This window comes from Paraburkholderia acidiphila (assembly GCF_009789655.1).
Lineage (GTDB): Bacteria > Pseudomonadota > Gammaproteobacteria > Burkholderiales > Burkholderiaceae > Paraburkholderia > Paraburkholderia acidiphila.
The window spans coordinates 513,881-531,202 of record NZ_CP046910.1; the positions used below are offsets into that span (position 1 = coordinate 513,881).

General features: G+C 63.3%; 17 protein-coding genes. 6 read left to right on the forward strand and 11 right to left on the reverse strand.

The window, feature by feature from the left end:
* Positions 1 to 10: 10 nt before the first annotated feature.
* Together FAZ97_RS16770 and FAZ97_RS16775 are read right to left on the reverse strand one after the other, a co-directional pair.
* Positions 11 to 1,180, reverse strand: a complete 1,170-nt coding sequence (locus tag FAZ97_RS16770) for a GNAT family N-acetyltransferase (protein ID WP_158759580.1) — start codon at positions 1,178 to 1,180, stop codon at positions 11 to 13.
* A gap of 35 nt (positions 1,181 to 1,215) precedes the next feature.
* Complete coding sequence (locus FAZ97_RS16775; protein WP_158759581.1) at positions 1,216 to 2,103, reverse strand: class I SAM-dependent methyltransferase; 888 nt, start codon at positions 2,101 to 2,103, stop codon at positions 1,216 to 1,218.
* A gap of 689 nt (positions 2,104 to 2,792) precedes the next feature.
* On the opposite strand from FAZ97_RS16775, the gene FAZ97_RS16780 reads away from it, so the two are divergent.
* A complete protein-coding gene (locus FAZ97_RS16780) occupies positions 2,793 to 3,077 on the forward strand; it encodes a hypothetical protein (protein ID WP_158759582.1) in 285 nt (94 codons plus the stop codon).
* Positions 3,078 to 3,119: 42 nt separating this feature from the next.
* Here the strand turns inward: FAZ97_RS16780 and FAZ97_RS16785 are convergent, their stop codons facing one another.
* Together FAZ97_RS16785 and pstS are read right to left on the reverse strand one after the other, a co-directional pair.
* Positions 3,120 to 3,317 carry a DUF3562 domain-containing protein gene (locus FAZ97_RS16785; RefSeq protein WP_158759583.1) on the reverse strand — a complete coding sequence of 66 codons (198 nt, stop codon included), beginning with the start codon at positions 3,315 to 3,317 and terminating at the stop codon, positions 3,120 to 3,122.
* A 59-nt stretch (positions 3,318 to 3,376) separates the two neighbouring features.
* Complete coding sequence (gene pstS / locus FAZ97_RS16790; protein WP_407671857.1) at positions 3,377 to 4,414, reverse strand: phosphate ABC transporter substrate-binding protein PstS; 1,038 nt, start codon at positions 4,412 to 4,414, stop codon at positions 3,377 to 3,379.
* Positions 4,415 to 4,841: 427 nt separating this feature from the next.
* On the opposite strand from pstS, the gene FAZ97_RS16795 reads away from it, so the two are divergent.
* Positions 4,842 to 6,461: a hypothetical protein gene (locus FAZ97_RS16795; protein WP_233271776.1), complete on the forward strand. Its 1,620-nt coding sequence runs from the start codon at positions 4,842 to 4,844 to the stop codon at positions 6,459 to 6,461.
* An 81-nt stretch (positions 6,462 to 6,542) separates the two neighbouring features.
* Here the strand turns inward: FAZ97_RS16795 and FAZ97_RS16800 are convergent, their stop codons facing one another.
* Positions 6,543 to 7,430 (reverse strand): NmrA family NAD(P)-binding protein, encoded by an 888-nt coding sequence (locus FAZ97_RS16800; RefSeq protein WP_158759584.1) that lies wholly within the window; start codon positions 7,428 to 7,430, stop codon positions 6,543 to 6,545.
* Between the two features lie 204 nt (positions 7,431 to 7,634).
* Between FAZ97_RS16800 and FAZ97_RS16805 the strand changes: the two genes are divergently transcribed.
* Positions 7,635 to 8,534 (forward strand): helix-turn-helix domain-containing protein, encoded by a 900-nt coding sequence (locus tag FAZ97_RS16805; RefSeq protein ID WP_158759585.1) that lies wholly within the window; start codon positions 7,635 to 7,637, stop codon positions 8,532 to 8,534.
* A gap of 19 nt (positions 8,535 to 8,553) precedes the next feature.
* Here FAZ97_RS16805 and acuI read toward each other — a convergent pair whose 3' ends face one another.
* The 5 genes from acuI to FAZ97_RS16830 form a co-directional block, all read right to left on the reverse strand.
* Positions 8,554 to 9,537, reverse strand: coding sequence for an acrylyl-CoA reductase (NADPH) (gene acuI / locus FAZ97_RS16810; RefSeq protein ID WP_158759586.1), 984 nt, complete (start codon positions 9,535 to 9,537; stop codon positions 8,554 to 8,556).
* Positions 9,538 to 9,583: 46 nt separating this feature from the next.
* A complete protein-coding gene (gene acuR / locus FAZ97_RS16815; protein WP_158759587.1) occupies positions 9,584 to 10,219 on the reverse strand; it encodes an acrylate utilization transcriptional regulator AcuR in 636 nt (211 codons plus the stop codon).
* Between the two features lie 56 nt (positions 10,220 to 10,275).
* Positions 10,276 to 11,292 carry an SLAC1 anion channel family protein gene (locus FAZ97_RS16820; RefSeq protein WP_158759588.1) on the reverse strand — a complete coding sequence of 339 codons (1,017 nt, stop codon included), beginning with the start codon at positions 11,290 to 11,292 and terminating at the stop codon, positions 10,276 to 10,278.
* Between the two features lie 108 nt (positions 11,293 to 11,400).
* The gene (locus tag FAZ97_RS16825; protein WP_158759589.1) at positions 11,401 to 11,988 is read right to left on the reverse strand and encodes a flavin reductase family protein; all 588 of its coding nucleotides are present in this window, start codon (positions 11,986 to 11,988) and stop codon (positions 11,401 to 11,403) included.
* A gap of 100 nt (positions 11,989 to 12,088) precedes the next feature.
* Entirely contained in the window at positions 12,089 to 13,123 is a 1,035-nt protein-coding gene (locus FAZ97_RS16830; RefSeq protein ID WP_158759590.1) for a LacI family DNA-binding transcriptional regulator, read from the reverse strand.
* A gap of 177 nt (positions 13,124 to 13,300) precedes the next feature.
* Here FAZ97_RS16830 and FAZ97_RS16835 point away from each other — a divergent pair, with 177 nt between their 5' ends.
* Entirely contained in the window at positions 13,301 to 14,344 is a 1,044-nt protein-coding gene (locus FAZ97_RS16835) for a sugar ABC transporter substrate-binding protein (protein WP_158759591.1), read from the forward strand.
* 43 nt (positions 14,345 to 14,387) lie between these two features.
* On the forward strand, positions 14,388 to 15,386 hold the full coding sequence (locus FAZ97_RS16840; RefSeq protein ID WP_158759592.1) for a fatty acid desaturase: 999 nt from the start codon (positions 14,388 to 14,390) through the stop codon (positions 15,384 to 15,386).
* Between the two features lie 14 nt (positions 15,387 to 15,400).
* On the opposite strand, the gene FAZ97_RS16845 is transcribed toward FAZ97_RS16840, so the two are convergent.
* The gene (locus FAZ97_RS16845) at positions 15,401 to 16,351 is read right to left on the reverse strand and encodes a DMT family transporter (RefSeq protein WP_158759593.1); all 951 of its coding nucleotides are present in this window, start codon (positions 16,349 to 16,351) and stop codon (positions 15,401 to 15,403) included.
* Positions 16,352 to 16,467: 116 nt separating this feature from the next.
* Between FAZ97_RS16845 and FAZ97_RS16850 the strand changes: the two genes are divergently transcribed.
* Positions 16,468 to 17,283: an AraC family transcriptional regulator gene (locus tag FAZ97_RS16850; protein ID WP_158759594.1), complete on the forward strand. Its 816-nt coding sequence runs from the start codon at positions 16,468 to 16,470 to the stop codon at positions 17,281 to 17,283.
* Positions 17,284 to 17,322: the final 39 nt, after the last annotated feature.

Here is a 17,322-nt window from a genome sequence, read left to right on the forward strand (position 1 = left end):
ACGTTCCACATCATTTCAGGCGCGCCATGACAAGCGTCGCGACCTTGCGATAGACGCGCTTGACCTGTGCCCATGACAGCGCCAACTCGATAAGACGTCCGCGTGCATTGAGCACGACGATGCGCGATTCGTGCTTTGTTTCGCGATCTGCCCAACGCACCTTGTAGTCGCCGTGCAGCGGCCGAAAGTCGAAATCGCGCCCATGCGCGTGCGCCCATTGCGCGATGTATTCGATCAGCAGGTTTCCCACTGAAAGCGCACTGAACGCCTCGTCGTAGGTGGTGATCAAATACTCGACGCTGCGCGCGCCGACGAGATTGACCGATGCCGCCACCGGCTGCCCGTTGACCTGCACATAAGCGACGAGCGGCAGGCTGGTCAGGTCGGTTCGCCGTGCAAGGCCGACGAAGAAATCGCGTACGCCGTCGTTCATCAAATAGGGCGACTCGATTCCGCGCTTGAGCGCCCATTGACGCTTGTTCGCGAATAGCCACCGCAATAGACGCTCGGTGTCCTCGGCGCTGTCGCACCACCCAAGACTGACTTCGCCTTCGCGCCGCAACCGCTTCGCGCTCGAGCGCAGCGCGGCGCGCAGCGTCGAATGCCGCGTGGCGAGAAAGTCGGTCCAGGTGGGCGCTGCGCGCAGATTGATTGCATAACCGGGCATCACGCGCCAGCGCGGCGGCAGCGCGCGCTGCACCCATGACTGCGGCGCGGCGTCGAGCGCGCGTTGCAGCGTGCTGCCGTTTTCCAGCATTGGAACGTAGAGCACGTCGGCGTGTATCTGCGAAACGGCCTGGACCGCCGCATCGTAGAGCTCCGGCCGCCGGGTGTCGGCGATCAGCGGACCGCCGTATTCCTCGCCGCATCCGCAGCCCAGTGCGCGGGCAGCGCGCCACGCACCTTCGCGCGTGATCGCAACGGGCCATAGCGCCAGCAGGTCGCGCGCGTCGTGCACCGTCGCGACTTCGACCTTTGCGCCGCTCTTCAGCGCTGCCGCGACTGCAGCCTCGCAATAGGCAAAGCTGATGAACGGCGACGAGGCCTCGGCTCCGGATAAGAGCGCTTGCCATTGCGGCTCCAACGCACGAAATGCGTCCACGGTCTCGCACGTGCGCAACGCATACCGCAAGGATGCGGCCGACGACGACTCGTATATCGCCACGGCGGAGGTCGGCACTTGCGTCTCCTGAATGAATTCGTGATGCTAACGATTCAGCCTTCAAACGACGTGCTGAGCCGGTCTTTGGTCGTAATGCGGCTGTTGCGCTCCGCGAATGCGGCAGGGCGAGCCCCGCGCACGCTTTGCCAGACGACGACGTTCTCGTGGTCTTCGGGGCCGAAGCCGACTTCGTCGTGATCGTACGGAAATACGCCAGCGAACCAGCGCTGCAATTGTCGGGATCCGTCGAAGACTTCACTGCACACGGGGTTGTCGTAGACGATGAAGAGATGCTGGATGGTGCCGCTCGTGAGTCCCGCTTCGAGTTTCTCCAGCAATGACGCCATCAACTCGGGGCCGAATGGATTGAACAGAAAGACGACAACGTTGCCTGATGGCACCCGTAAATCGGCGACGTTGGCGTGCAATGCGCGAATGGGCGGCCGTTGTGGAAAGCGCCGCGCCATGACGACCGCGTTCGCATTGGCCGTTCTGACCAGGTCCGCGCTGATGTCGTAGCCCAGCGCCAACGCGAACGGATACTCGGAAGCGACGATCATCGGCCGGCCTTTGCCGCAACCGATGTCCATGAACGTATAGCCGCTAATATCGCCCAGGGTGTCGAGCGCGCGGCGGATGATGGTCGGTTGCGAGCCCATATACGGCCTTAGTTGTTCGGCGAGGCGGGCGTCGCGTTGCAGCGCGTTTGAATCGACCAGGCCGCTCGTGTCGGTGCCGTAGTGGAGATCGATGGGATGGCGCCTCAGGCAGCCAGAATACACCGCGCGCAATACCGGAACGCGAATGAAGATGCGGCGTATCGGCGGCATGAACATCGCGCGCTGAACGCTGTCGGGCAACCGCGCCACCGCATTCAGCAGCGGTTGCTTCAGTGCGCGTCCGAGCGCGAAACGGGGGCCGCCGTGTGTCGTTGTTCGCATGAATTTACGCGCTGTGAACCTTCTGAATTGGGGTTGCCGATCCATCATGATCGCGCGGCGCGACGCTAAGCCGCCGCCATTCATCGGTTGAATTGCGACAAAAGGCATGAATGCGTGGCGCACTAACGAGTGGAGTGTCATATGGCTGGCGTAGTGTCGCGAGTGAATGGAGAGCCAGAGCGCCTTGACTGACGCGCCCTTATTCGCACTGCCCGGCGAAAGCGCTTTCATAAAGACTGCCCTCAATACTCTCCCTGATGTTTCCGCCTTTATTTCCGTGCCTTAATGTGCGTTCTCGTGCGGTTCAGCGCGGGTCATGTTCCAGCTTCGCAAGGTATCGGTGCAGGTGGGTCTCCAGGCTTTTGTCTGCGCAATACTCAACCGGAAGAGACGAGACGATGAATGCGCGAGTGGACACCGAAGCACGCCGTAAGCGGTACGCAATGCACCGCCTTGGTCTCGCCATGAAGCGGTTGATGAATGCCGAAGCGGGGACCGAAAAAATGATGGCGACGCGCTGGGTGAATGCCTGGAGCGCTTCCGTGGGCGAGCGATGGTTCGCGGCGAGCCCCTATGGAAGGCTGAGTCATGCGGCATTAATGCGAGCCCCGATAAAGGGGCGTGAAAGCCATACGTAATGCGCTAAATCGGGACCGCAACCGATAATATGAAACAAAACGCATATTTAATTGACCAAGGGAGGCGTGAAACGCTATTGTCATAATTTAGACATTTCCGCGTTTACCTTGGCTCTTGCAGAATACGAAACCACCCATCCATTGAATATCGACGTGGATGGCGTGAACTACGCGGGCGCGTACCGCGTGATGGCCGGAAACGTCATCGTCTACTTCGAAAACGAAATCAAGTCCGCGCAGTACGGAACGAATCGCCCGGAGATCATTGCCCGCTGGGTGTTGACCGACCTCTGCCGCAAAGCCGATCCCCGCCGGCGCAAGGCGGCCAGGCGCTGATTCGTACATGCGCGCGGCATCGGCGCGCTGCCATGCCGGCATTCAGTGCGCGTTCTTGCGCATGTTCCGAAGAGTCTCCCGCACACGACGCGCGACGAGCACGGTCAGATAATCCATGACGCGTGCGCCGTCGCTGAACTCTGCCCACGTTTGCTCATACATCTTCGCGACGATTTCCAGTGGCGTTTGCGTTTCGGTCGCGATTGCCTTCACGACCTCTTCAGCCGCTTCCCGTTTCATCAACGCCTCCCCGGCGCAAAGGCGCCTGGCGTGAGAACACTCGTGAACTGACGTGGAAGTTATTGCACGGCCACCGCTTTATTGGCGGCCTCGGCGCTTTTATCGCCGTGCCATTGCGCGCGAATTTTCGTGACTACGACCGCGGGCAGCGGAATATAGTCCAGTGCCTGAATCGTCGGAGCGCCGTGCGTGAACGCCCAATCGAAGAACTTCAGCGTTTCGGCGCTGCGCGCCGAGTGGTCTGGCGTGGCTTGCAAGAGCACGTAGGTCGCGCCCATCACGGGCCATGCGTCCTTACCCGGCTGATTGGTCAGCACCTGAAAGAGCGAACTCGACCAGTCCGCATTTGCCGCGGCTGCGCTGAATGTCTGGACGCCCGGCTCCACGACCACGCCCGCCGCGTTGGTCATGGCCGTGTAGGTCAGATGATTCTGCTTCGTGAAGTCCCAGGCGATATAGCCAATCGCCCCGGGCAGATAGCCGACGAACGTGGCAACGCCCTCATTGCCTTTGCCGCCTATTCCCAGGGGCCAGTGAACGCTGGTGCCTTCGCCTACCTTGCGTTTCCATTCGGGGCTCACCTGCGAGAGATAGTGAGTCCAGATCAGCGTCGTGCCCGAACCATCGAGACGCCGCACGACTGCAATCGGCGTGTCGGGCATCTTCAGTTTCGGATTGAGCCGCGCGATGGCCGGGTCGTCCCAATACAGGATCTTGCCGAGAAAGATCTGGCCTAGCACCTCGCCGGTCAACATCAACTGTCCGGCCTTGATGCCCGGAAGATTGACGACGGGAACGACGCCGCCGATCGCGGTGGGAAACTGCCGCAATCCTTCCTTGCTCAATTGCTCGCTCGTGAGCGGCGCGTCGGAACCGGCGAAGTCGACGGTGTGCGCGACGATAGCCTTGAGGCCGTCAGTCGAGCCGGTGCTGCGATAGACCACCTTACCGCCGCCGGACTTCTGGTAGTCGGTGGCCCAGTGGGTGTAGAGGGGGGCGGCGAGCGTGCTGCCGCAGCCAGTTACATCCTGCGCGCGGCACGTCAGCGCACATACGCCGCAAATGAGCGCGGCAATCAGGGGGCGCAATGGTCTCACGAGCCTCTCCCGTTATTCATGTTTTGCGGGCTTTGCGGATGTCTGATGGGCTCCGCGTAGAGTCAATTACAGTATGGTGACAGGCAGGATTCAAATTGAATCCTGCTATCGTGTGGCGGCTTTTTGACTAAACCTTGCGTCACGGGCGAATAAATGATGAGGATAACAAACGAAATCGTCGCCGCAAAAAAGCAGACTGAAAAGGCTGGCTTTCCGCAGAGGAAATTGCGTGAGCGAAGCCCGCGCCGCTGCAACAAATCTTTCACAAAATATCGCTACGGTAAGCGGGATTGACCCCGAGTTCGTCTTGACAAAACGCTTGTAATTCCTTTCGGAGACGCTACAGATGGCCATCAATACCCTTCGCTCTACATTGTGCGGCGCCTGCTTTACCGCACGTCCCTCACGTCTTGCTATTGCCGCTGCCTTGGTCTGCGCCAGTGCAGGCGCCGCAGCCGCGCAAAACGCGGACGCGTTTTTCGGTGGTTCGGGCCTGCTCGTCGTGAGCCGCAGTGTGTACGACAATGTGTCGAGCAACGTTACCGCCGGCATGGCGCTGCCGCCCAATTGCAATAGCGCGCAGGCGAGCTGCCCCACGGGCGGCGCGCCGAATGACGGCACCTATCCGGCAGTCTGGAACAACGTGCTTTACGATCCGAGCTTTGGCATCACGTCGCGCATTTTCCTCGACACCATCACGCCGGGAGGCCAGGTCGTCCACACGCTCGAAGTGCCCAACAGCCTGCATCCGGGCCATGGTCACGACCAGCTCGTGACGAGCTTCAGCTCCAAGTCCGAACTCGCGCTCAACCTCTCGAGCGACGGCCGTTACCTCACGTTCATGGGCTACGTTGCGCCGGTCAACTCGATCGACGTCTCGAACTCGAATACGCCTGGCGCGATCGATCCGACGAATCCGGACGGTCAGGTCTTCTATCGCGCCGTGGCGCGGCTCGATGCCGAAGGGCACTTTTCCTTCACGCAGACCAACGCGTATAGCGGCAACAATGGCCGCAGCGCGCTGCTCAACAACGGCAATGGCAATGGCGAAGGCAACGGCTTTTACTACACCGTGGGCAATGCAGGCAACGGCGCGAATCCGCAGCCGGCAGGCGTGATTCTTGGTGCGGGCGCGCAATTCATCGAAGCGACGCACCAGCACGAAGCGCAGCAAACGCCGGGCACCCCCACGCCGCTCGCGAGCTTTTCCGTCACGCAACTCGGCGCGAAGGCCGACAAAGTCGGCAAGGACGACAACTACCGCGGGCTGACTGTCTTCAACAACGTCGTGTACTTCACGAAGGGTAGCGGCAGCAACGGCGTGAACACGGTGTACTTCGTCGACACCACGGGCAAGGCGTGCCCCACGACCGGCATAGGCGTGCCGGTGGCGGGCGCGAAGCTGCCCACCAACCCGCTTGCATACGATGCTGCCACGTTGACGACCACGGGCTTGCCGAGCAACGTGTGCGTGCTCGCGGGCTTCCCGGCCACGCCGAACAAGTCGGCGACGACGCTTTCCTATCCCTTCGGCGTGTGGTTCGCCGACGCGAATACGCTCTATGTCGCCGACGAGGGCGATGGCTATTCGGGTGGCACGGACCTGTACACGCACGCGGCGCAGCAGACCACTGCGGGCCTGCAAAAGTGGGTGTACAACGCGGGCACGAAGTCGTGGAAGCTCGCCTACACGATCCAGAATGGCCTGAATCTGGGGACTTCGTACAGCGTGGCGGGCTATCCGGTCGGCACGAACAGCGCGACCAACCTGCCGTGGTCGCCCGCCACGGACGGCCTGCGTAACATCACGGGTCACGTCGAGCAGGATGGCACGGTCACGATCTGGGCGATCACCTCGACGGTGAGCGGCAACGGCGACCAGGGCGCGGACCCGAATCGCCTCGTGGCCGTGCGCGATGTCCTGCGCAACGGTACGGCTTCGGGTGCTGCGAACGAGCGCTTCGTGACGCTGCGCAATGCAGGCTTCGGCGAAGTGCTGCGTGGCGTGTCGCTGGCGCCAGGCGGCCAGTTCGGCAAGTGGTTCTGATCGCCGCGTAATCATGCGGGTGCGGCCAGGCGCGCAAGGCGCCTGGCCGTTTTTTCATTGCGGCGCGCTTGTTATTGGTTGTTATTGGCTGTTGAATTTCGCAACGAGCGGGCCGAACACGTCCCGTAGCGCGGTCGTGCCGAAACGCCGCTCGCTGCGGCTCGCTTCCACGTCGATACGACCGGTGTTGTAGACGTCATAAAGATCGGTGATGAGCCGCGTGTGATTCTCGCTGAGTCCGGCCTTGAGAAGCATGGGTGCCCACGATTCGCGCGGCAACGCATGAGGCGCGATCGTGCGACCACTCGCTTCGCCAAGTGCCGCCGCGACGTCGTTCACGCTGACTCTCTGCGGTCCCTCGATGCTCACAATTCGCGCTGTGTCTGACTGCTGCGATTCGAGCAGCAACTCGGCGCTCGCCGCGCCGACGTCCTGCGCTGCGACCGAGGGAAAGCGGCGCTCCAGAGGCAGATGAAGGCTCGGCAGCGTACCGGTTGCGAGCGCGCCGGGAATGAACGCTGCCCAGTTCTGCATATGTTCCGCTGAGCGCAGCAACGTGAGTTGCGTCGCAACGGGCTTCAGCCGCTTTTCCAGGTAGTGATATAGCCGCGTGATGCCAGTGTTCAACGGCAGCTCCGCACCATAGTCGGAAATGGCGAGCAGCATGGCGGGCGGGTCTGCGAGCAGGGCCTCGGTGGCAACGTCGATTATCGCGCGCATGGTTGCTTCGGGATCCGTATCACCCGATGGAACAGGGCACAACAACTGAACGGCGTGAGCGCCCTTGATCGCGGCAGCGACCGATTGCGGGTCGGTAAGGTCGGCGAGTGCGATCTCGCAGCCCAGTTCCGCGAGACTTGCGCCCTGACGAGGGTGGCGCACGACGGCGCGCACAGGCTTGCCCGCACGGCGCAACGCGGCAGCGGTGACGCGCCCGGCCTTTCCCGATGCTCCAAAAATCACGAACATGATCGCTTTCTCCTGGTTGGCGTGGTCTGCGCCATCCTAGGCATAGGGAAGTTGCGCGGCGCGCACGAACGGATGGTGTTGCGCAGAAACGGATGATTGAATACGTCCTCCATTGCACGGTGCGCGAGCGTCGCCGTAATCCAGTAAACTGCCCGCAAACATCGCACGATTTCCCGCACGGCATTAGCGTCGAAAAGGAACGTCATGAGCGCAGTGACTGCAGATTCGAACCAGCAGGCAGGAGCCGGCATCAGCCTGCGTTCGAGCGTTGGGTTGGGCTGGCACGGCGGCGGCGCCGAACTGCTCAGGGTGAGTGCGGGGCAGCATCGCTTTCCCGCGATGACGTATCACCGCGTCGGCATCCATATCGGTACGCCAGTGCGTGCTCGATGCGCGTGCGACGGCCGCCGGCAATCGCGACTTCAGGCGCACGGCGACGCGGACGTGGTGCCGGCCGGGGTTGAAGGCGAATGGACGGATGACGGCGACTGCACGATTCTGCGCGTATGGTTCGACGACCGCTTCGTGCGATCGATTGCGCAGCAGATGGAGAACCCGTGGGGCCCGCGCGAGATCCAGCCGCATCTCCAGTTGCGCGATCCGCGCATCAATGCGCTGGCGGGAGCGCTGCTGGCCGAAATCGAAGCGGGAACGGCTTGCGACCCGCTATTCGCCGAGAGCATTTCCACCGCAATGGTCGTGCGGCTGCTCGGCTGCAAGGATGCGCCACGAGGCCGGGCCGCCGTGCTGGCGGCGCATAAAGCGGCGCGCGTGACCGATTACATCGAGAGCCATCTCGATCAGCGTCTCACGCTCGCCGAACTCGCAGCGCTGGTCGACTTGAGCATGCCGCATTTCAAGGCCCTGTTTCGCGAGACGCTGGGCATGCCGGTGCATCAATATGTGGTGCGGCGGCGCGTGGAACGGGCGAGGGCGCTTATCATCGAAGGCAAACTCAGCCTGAGCCAGGTGGCGCTCGAAGCGGGGTTCGCGCATCAAAGCCATATGGCGCACTGGATGACGCGGCTTCTAGGCGTCACGCCGCGCGAGTTCGCAAAGGGGGCGTCGTGGGTTCGCGAAAGCGGCGAAATCGTGAGGTGTTGATTCGCCGCTGTTGCGCACGTTACCGGTTGACGTCCACTACGAGCCGCCCGCGCACGTGCCCGGCGAGCAGTTCACTTGCGGCAGGGATGGCTTCGGCCATGCCGATCTCATGCGTGATCGTATCGAGCTGCTTGAGGTCGAGCGTGTCTCCCAACGCGTGCCACGCTTTCTGCCGCTCAGCAAACGGACGCGTCACACTGTTGATGCCGAGCAGGCTCACGCCGCGCAGAATGAATGGCGCGACCGTGGCGGGAAGATCCATGCCTTGCGCAAGGCCGCACGCGGCCACCGCGCCATCTGCGCGCAAGCTCGCGCACACGTTCGCCAACGTGTGACCGCCAACCGAATCGATCGCGGCCGCCCAGCGTTCTTTTTGCAGCGGGCGTCCGGGCTCCGATAACGAGGCGCGGTCGATGACTTCGACAGCGCCGAGCTGCTTCAGATACTCCGCTTCTTGCGGCCTGCCGGTCGACGCCACGACGCGATAGCCTCGGCGCATGAGCAGGGCGATGGCGAAGCTGCCTACGCCACCGCTCGCACCCGTGACGAGCACTTCGCCATGCGCGGGCGTGATGCCGTGCCGTTCGAGCGCGAGAATGCAGAGCATGGCCGTGTATCCCGCCGTGCCGACGGCCATCGTTTGCCGCGGCGTGAAGCCCGGCGCAAGCGGAATGAGCCAATCGCCCTTGACGCGCGCCTTCTGCGCGAGCCCGCCCCAATGCTGTTCGCCCACGCCCCAGCCGTTGAGCACGACCGCGTCGCCCACCGCATAGGCAGGGTTTGCGCTCTGCGCGACCGTGCCCGCGAAATCGATGCCTGGAACCATGGGGAAGCTGCGCACGACCGGGCCTTTGCCGGTAATCGCAAGGCCATCCTTGTAGTTCAGCGTGCTGTAGCCAACATCGACGAGCACGTCGCCTTCCGGCAGACGCGCTTCGTCAAGGTCGGTGATACGCGCCTCATACGATCCGGATTCCTTATCAATGAGAATGGCTTTGAACATGATGCTTCCCGCTCCTGAAACAGTGAATGGTTGGCGTTGCCGCGGCTTACGCGCGAGGCAATCCGGCGATGAACCCTTTGAAGAATGTGTCGAGCGGGGCCGCGCTGCGCACGAGTCGCGCGCGCAGCACGGCGCCTTCCCAGCCAATCCAGAAGAACGAGGCGAGTGAGGCGAGGTCGATTCGCTTTGCGAGCACGCCTTCGCGCTGGGCCTCGCGCAGGCACGCCACGATACGCGCCTGCCAGCCCTGCAGAATACGTTCGAGCGTCTCGCGAAAGTCGTCGGGCAGGATGTCCACCTCCACGCCGAGGTTACCCACGAGGCACCCGCGCGTGTAGTGGTGGCGGGCCATGCCTTTGCTGGCGTCTTCGACGAACGCGCTCAGGCGTTCCAAAGCGGGGCGCGTGTCGTCTTGCAGCCAGCGGTCGAGTTTCGCGCAGAAGTACGCGTCGTACGCGCTCATCAGCTCGCGCCCGAACGCTTCCTTGCTCTCGAAGTAGTGATAGAACGAGCCCTTGGGAATGTTCACGCGCTTGAGTACCGCGTCCAGCCCCGTGGCCGCGAAGCTTTGCTCGGTTAGCATTTCCATGCCCGCGCGAATGAGTGTTGCGCGGGTGTCCGCATGCGCGCGCGGGTCTTTCGGCGGCCTGCCGCGGCGCGGTCTGACGATGATCGGTTCCATGGCGACGATATTAGACCGATCGTCTATAAAATTCAAGCGCGCGGTTGTGGGGGGGCCTAGTGGGCCAGTGCTTCGAGTTCTCCGCGCAGCACGCCCCACAACGTGCGGGCAGCCAACAGGAGCAACAGCGGTGTGACCGTCGCGAGCAAGAAGATCGCGATGCCATGCGTGACGGGGCCCGGCGCATGGTCGGCGTAGCGTTCGGCGCAACTCACCGAGCCCGCAAGCGGAAAGCTCACGGCCCACCACGAGAGCCGAAAGGGGCAGGTGATCGCGAGGTAACGCAACCGGCCCACGAGTACGGTGAGGAGGAACAGCGTGAGCATGTAGAGCGCGTCGGCGAAGCGGTCGACGTCACCTGTCACGGTGACATAGGCCGAGAAGCCCACGGCGAACGGTGCAAGCAGAATGAGAAGGGTCGGCTGCAGGTTGTTGGGCATGGGCTCTTCGAACATCAGGCGCGAAAAGATGAGCGTGAAAAGCGGCACAGCGAAAAAGAGCCCCACAGCGAGCGCGAGCAGCAGGACGCCATTCACACCCGTAATCTGAATAGCGGGCGTGGCGAGCGGAATGTCGATGAGCCCAACGACCGGCACGATCCACGTAGGCGTGGCGTGGGACGGCTGCTGACGCTGGCTGAGCCAGCGCATGATCACGAACCACGCGAACACGATCATGCCGATTGCGCCGACGATCCATACCGCGCGCGCGAACGCCACGCTGAAGTCGGCAAGCGGGATGGGCAGCAGAAGCAGGCTGATGAAGAAGGTCCCAAAGAGATTGCCGGCAATCGGATGATTGAATTCGGCTTTTACGGCATGCGGTCCGGTGACCCATTTGACGGCATAGCCGGTGCCGATCATCAAGAACGCGAGCACCGCGAGCACGCCAATGGCCTGAGCAACCCACAGCGGCATGCCATACAGGCGGTGCGCGAGCCGCCATGCCGACGAGAGCCCGGCAAGCCCCATGACCGATCCGAACAGCGCAACGGGAAGGTAGCCGAGCCGACCGGCCTGCGAACTTGCCTGCGGGCTGCCAAAAGACGCTTGCGTTTCAATGGTTTCGCTCATGCGTGGCTCCTGGCCGTTTAAAGACGCGCCGCTACATGTTTTCAAATGTTTGTGATGCGAAGTATTCGTGACGCTCCCACTCGAATCGGCGTGACGATGCGTGCCCGCTTACGCGAGTTCGCGCGCCTTGATCGTGTCGCTGGCGCGCACGAAATTGCCGGCGCCCAGATGGTGGATCGTGTGCAGGTCCGCGTTGCTGCTGTCGAGTTCCCAGTGGCCATGGCGAAACGCGCGCGGGTCGGCTGCGGCTGAAACCACTTCGGCGAAGCATGTATCGTAGGCGTCTTCGGTATGCCGCTCGGGAATCAGGCGGCATTCCATCCACGCGCAGCAGCCCGCTTCGAGCAAAGGCAAGCCGAGCTTCGGGCCGGTAATGGCAGCGATCTTGAAGCGCTCGAACTTGTCGGTCTCGCGGCCGCTCACGCTGCCCACGGCGTAGGTCAGGTCGATGGCGGCGGCGCCCGGAATGATCACGCCGAAGGTGCCGCTCGCATGAATGAGTTCGCGCGTGAACGTGCGCTTGTCGATCACGATGGCAATGCGAGGCGGCGTGAATTCCACAGGCATCGACCACGCGGCGGCCATGACGTTGTGGCGCTTGCCGTCGCTGCTGGTGACGAGCACCGTGGGGCCATGGTTGATGAGGCGGCTCGCATGTTCGAGCGCGACCGGCGTGAAAGTGGAGAGGTTTTCCATCGTTGCAGGATTCGCTGTGAGTCGGAACCCGAGCGACTTTACCTCAGAAAGCCGAAGCTTGCGGCGCGAGGCCCTGATGTCTCAGCGGTCGATTTGTGCCTCATGCCGTTGCCGGCGGTAGATTCGCCTGCAGATAAATCGACATCGGCGTTTGCAGCGGCAAACTCGCGGGTGCGCCGCGGTTGTAGTGGGCGAGAATCACCTCGACGGCGCGCACGGCCTCGACGAATGGGCTCTGGTCAAGCACCGCGTCCATCACGCCTTCGGCGAGCAACGCGCGGCTGATCGCCGTGAGTTCGTGACCGATCAGGGTCGTTGTGTGCTCACGCTTGAGCGCCTTGAGCGCGCGCGCAATGCCTTCATCGCCAACCGAAAGATTGTAGATGCCGCGTAGTGCCGGATATCGTTTGAAGGCGTCGCGTGTGAGGCGTTCGGTCGAGGCGGCGTCTTCGCGGCTTTCTACCGTCGCCACGACTTCGCAAGCCGGAAAGCGGCTGCGCAGCACCGAGCGGAATGCGCCGTCGCGCTCCTCGTGGCCAAGGTAGGTGCGCAGGCCCGCGATGACCAGGACCTGGCCGCCCGCATCGCCCAGAAAGCGGCCCATCAGTTCGCCCGCCGTGCGCCCCGCGCAGCGGTTGTCGATGCCCACATAAGCGAGGCGGCCCGTGTCGGGCAGATCGCTGGCAATGGTGACGAGCGGCATCTTGCGCGCCACGCGCGAGAGCGTATCCACTACCACGGGGTGCTCATAGGCCACGACGATCATGGCGTCGGCTTTCTGCGCGGCGCGCTCGACTACGCGCGCGAGCGACTTCGGTTCGAGGTCGTCGAAGAACGTGAGCTGACACATCACGCGGTATGTTTCGAACGACTTCTGCGCAAGCTCGAAGCCGTGACGCAAGGCGACGTAGTAGGGCGAATCGGGCTTCTGCGTGACGATGGCGATGCGCAGCCAGCGCACGGACACTTCGTCCAGCGCGCGGTCCATCTTGAGCTTGCGCGCCCATTCGAGCACGCGCGCTTCCTTGTCGCGCGCCACGCCGCCACGCCCGTTCAATACGCGCTCGACCGTGGAATAGCTCACACCCGAGGCCTTGGCGACGTCTTCCATCGTGGGTTTGCGTCTCGTGTTCATGTGGGCTTTCCGTGCTTTCCATTAGACGATTGGTTCTGAGGATTTTTCCTCAAGATTCCGTTTGAGAGCGGAAATTCATTCAACTACATTTTAACCATCCCACACGGGCCATCCCAAACGGGCCTCATACCGGCCGTCCGCGCGGGCGTCGACACTACACAAACCGGAGACATCCCCATGAACATGGCGAGATTTCGCGTGGGCCGCGTTTGCGCGGCCGCGCTCGCGGCAATGGCGCTCTGCAGCGGACTCGTGGCGAATGCGGCGCACGCCGACGAGCGCTTCGTGATGGTGAGTCACGGCTCGGATTCGAACGTGTGGTGGAACACCGTGAAAAACGGCATGCGCGACGCGAGCGAAGACTTCGGCGTCCCGGTCGACTACCGCAATCCGCCAACGGGCGACACCGGCGACATGGTCCGCATTCTCGAGCAGGCTTCGGCGCGCAACTACGCGGGCGTCATTACCACGGTGCCGAATCAGGAGATGATCCAGAAGGGGCTGGTGGGCGTGAAGGCCAAGCATATTCCGCTCATCACGATCAACGGCGGCCCGGAAGCGGGCATGAAGCTCGGCGCGATCCTGCACATCGGCCAGCCCGAATACGAAGCCGGCAAGGCCGCAGGCGAGCGTGCGAAAGCCGCTGGCATTCACGACTTTCTATGCGTGAATCACGGTGCGGACATCCAGGCGCTGTGGGACCGCTGCAAGGGCTTTGCCGACGCCATCGGCGCCGACTACAAGAAGTCCACGATGGATAGCGGCGAAGACCCGACCGTCATCGAAAGCAAGGTGGCCGCTTATTTGCGCTCGCATCCGAACACCCAGGCGATTCTCGCGCTCGGCCCCGACCAGGCGATGGGCGTGCTGCGCGGCGTGACCGACGCGGGCAAGGCCGGCAAGCTCTATGTCGCGACCTTCGATCTTTCGCCGGACATCCTCAAGGCCATCCAGGCTGGGCAGATCCAGTTCGCAATCGATCAGCAGCCCTATCTTCAGGGTTATCTCCCGGTGGCGGCCATGGCGATCGCTGTGCGCGACAAGACCACTGACGCGGCCCATATCGTCGCCGCGCTCAAGGACGACAAGAAGGTGGCGGCGCGTCTCGCGAAGTACGACCTCAAGCCGGTCTATACCGGCTCGACGGTGAGTTCCGGTCCGAGCTTCGTCACGCGCGACAACCTCGCGCCCGTGCAGAAGTACGCGGGTTCATACCGGTGAAAGCAGGCATGAAAGAGACCCTCTCTCGCGCGGAGCACGGCAAATGAACATCGACATGAATGCGTGGTACCGGGTGGAAATCGACCGCAAGCGTCTCAAGGCATTTTCCACTCGCACCGACTCACGGGGGCTGATTCAGGTGGGCGGCTTCCTCGCGCTCGTCGTGGCGACCGGCGTGCTCGCGTGGTATTCGCTCGGCACGGCCTGGGCGATTCCCGCCTTATTGCTGTACGGCACGGTGTTCGCGTTCAGCGAGGCCGCCGCGCACGAACTCGGGCACGGGACCGCGTTCAAGACGCGCTGGATGAACGAGACCGCCTACTGGATCATCTGCTTCATGTCGTGGCGCGAACAGGTGTACAGCCGCTGGCTGCATGCGCGGCACCACACCTTCACGCATCTGACCGCCGAGCCTTATCAGGACCCCGAACTAGCGTTCAAGCGGCCGCTCAGCTACGTGAAGCTCGTGACGGATTTCCTGCGTATTTCGCATGGCATCCAGTTTCTCGGCGCGATCGTGCTGCACAGCTTCGGCATCGTGACGAAGGGCGCGAAGGAGGTGGTGCCGCAAGCCGAGTACCGCAAGATGTGCGCGAATTCACGCGTGCTGCTCGCGTGCTACGTGGCCGTGTTCGCGTGGGCGCTGCTCGCGCATAGCTGGCTGCCGATCCTGTTCCTGTTCGTTTCGCGGGCCTACGGCACCTGGCTGCATGAACTCTGCGCGCTCACGCAGCACACGGGGCTTAAGGAGAACGTGCTCGATCACCGCGTGTCGAGCCGCACGGTGCTGCTCAACCCCGTGCTGCGCTTTCTCTACTGGAACATGAACTATCACATCGAGCATCACATGTTTCCGAGCGTGCCGTTTCACGCGCTGCCCGGTTTTCATGACGCCGTGGCTTCGCAAATGCCGAAGCCCTATGCGGGACTGTGGCCCGCGTGGCGCGAGATCCTGGCGATCTTCGCGCGCCAGCAGCGCGATCCCGAGTACGTGGTGGTGCGCGAGCTGCCGTCAGGCAAGCGCGGCGACGCGGTGGCGTAGCGAGCGACTTTCTCTCAGGAAGCCTGCGCGCCGCGCGCGTTGGCGGTACGGCGGCCGAACGCCTGGCGCACCCAGCTTTGTGCGTTCACCACCAGCAGACCCATCAGCACGAGCGCCGAGCCAAAGAGGAACGCGGGCTCGACGCGCTCGTGCAGCAGCACGACGCCGAACGCCACGCCGAACAGCGGCGTCATGAACGAGAGGATGCCGAGGCGCGCCGCCAGGTAGCGGCGCAGCAGCCAGAACCACACGAGATAGCTCACGAACGAGACGAGCAGCGTCTGGAACGCGAGGGAAGCCAGGGCCAGCGGCGTGCCGCGAAAGTGCGCCTGGCCGGTCAGAAACGCGAACGGCATCAGCACGACAAAAGCCCCCGCCAGTTGATAGAAGAGCGTTTGCGTGGCGGGCGCCTCGCTCAGGCGGCTCGTGCGCACGACAACGGTGGTGAGTCCCCACGCCGCGCCCGCGCACAGGCCCATGAAGTCGCCGAGCAGCCACAGCGGCGAGCCCGGTGTGCCGCCGCCCAGCAGCGCGGGTCCGAGGAACGTGATGGCGATGCCCGCGAAGGCGATCGCAATGCCGACCCATTGCAGCCGCGCGAGGCGTTCGTCGGGCAGGCGCAGATGCAGGCCGATGGCCGCGAACATCGGCGCGGTATACAGAAACACGGCCATGTGCGAGGCGTTGGTCCAGCGCAGACCCATGGCCACGAACACGAATTCGATCGCGAACAGGCCGCCGGTGACGAGCCCGGCGCCGCGCGCCACGCCCGGCAGCCAGCGCTCGCGCGTAACGAGCCGGTTGAAGAGCCAGACAAGCGCCGCCGCCACGCCCGAGCGCAGCCCGATCTGCAGCATGGGCGGGATGTCCCCGGCCACCGCCTTGATCGCGGCCTGCTGCAGACCCCATGCGAGGCATAGCGCCACCATGATGGCCACGGCCGTTGCGTCGACTTGCTTTCTCATTGCGGACTCGCTGACTTGAAGGATTCGGCTGAAGTTTGTGGGCAGTGGGCGTAGTATTGATGCGTCGGGATGCGCGCATATAGCGCAAAACTGACAATCGATAGCCCCAGACCGCCATGCCCAACCAGCCTAAAGCGCCTGATCGTACGCGCCCGGCGCGCCATCTGCGCCTGCCACCTTTTACCGACGTGCTGCCCACGCCCGTGTTCTTTCGCATGGAGCACATGCCTTCGCACGCCACCTATCCGCAGATGTGCCACCCGTGGGGCGAGTTCGTCTACGCGTTCAGCGGCACGACCGAGGTGAAGGCGGGCGACGAGCACTACATCACGCCGCCGCACCTCGGGCTCTGGATCGCGCCGGGCACGGAACACGTGGGCTTCAACGAGCAGGAGACGGTGCATTGCTCGGTGTACATCAGCCGCGACCTGTGCACGCGCATGCCGGCAACGAGCTGCGCGGTGATGGTGTCGCCGCTCGTGCGCGCGATTCTCGAGCACCTGCGCGTGACGCCGGTGGAAGAAGAGGGCGACGCGCAGCGCGCGCGTCTGTTGCGCGTGCTCGTGGATCAACTTTCGACCTGCGCGACCACGGGCAGCTTCGTGCCGCATACCGACGACGCCGATCTGAACGCGATCCTCCAGGTGCTGCGCCAGAATCCCGCCGACAACCGTTCGCTCGCCGAGCTGGCCGATGCGTTTCACATGAGCGAGCGCACGCTCATGCGCCGCGCGCAACACGAGCTGGGCATGTCGTTGACGGAGTGGCGCCAGCGCATCCGGCTCGTGAACGCGCTGCCCATGCTCCACGCGGGGCGCAGCGTCGAGGCCGTGGCGCTGGATTTGGGGTACGCCACATCGTCGGCTTTCATTGCAATGTTCCGACGATTGACGGGCACGAGCCCCGGGCAGTTCGTGGCGCGCACGCGCTGAGCATCGGGGCGCGCGCAACCATTACCAAACCTTGCGAAA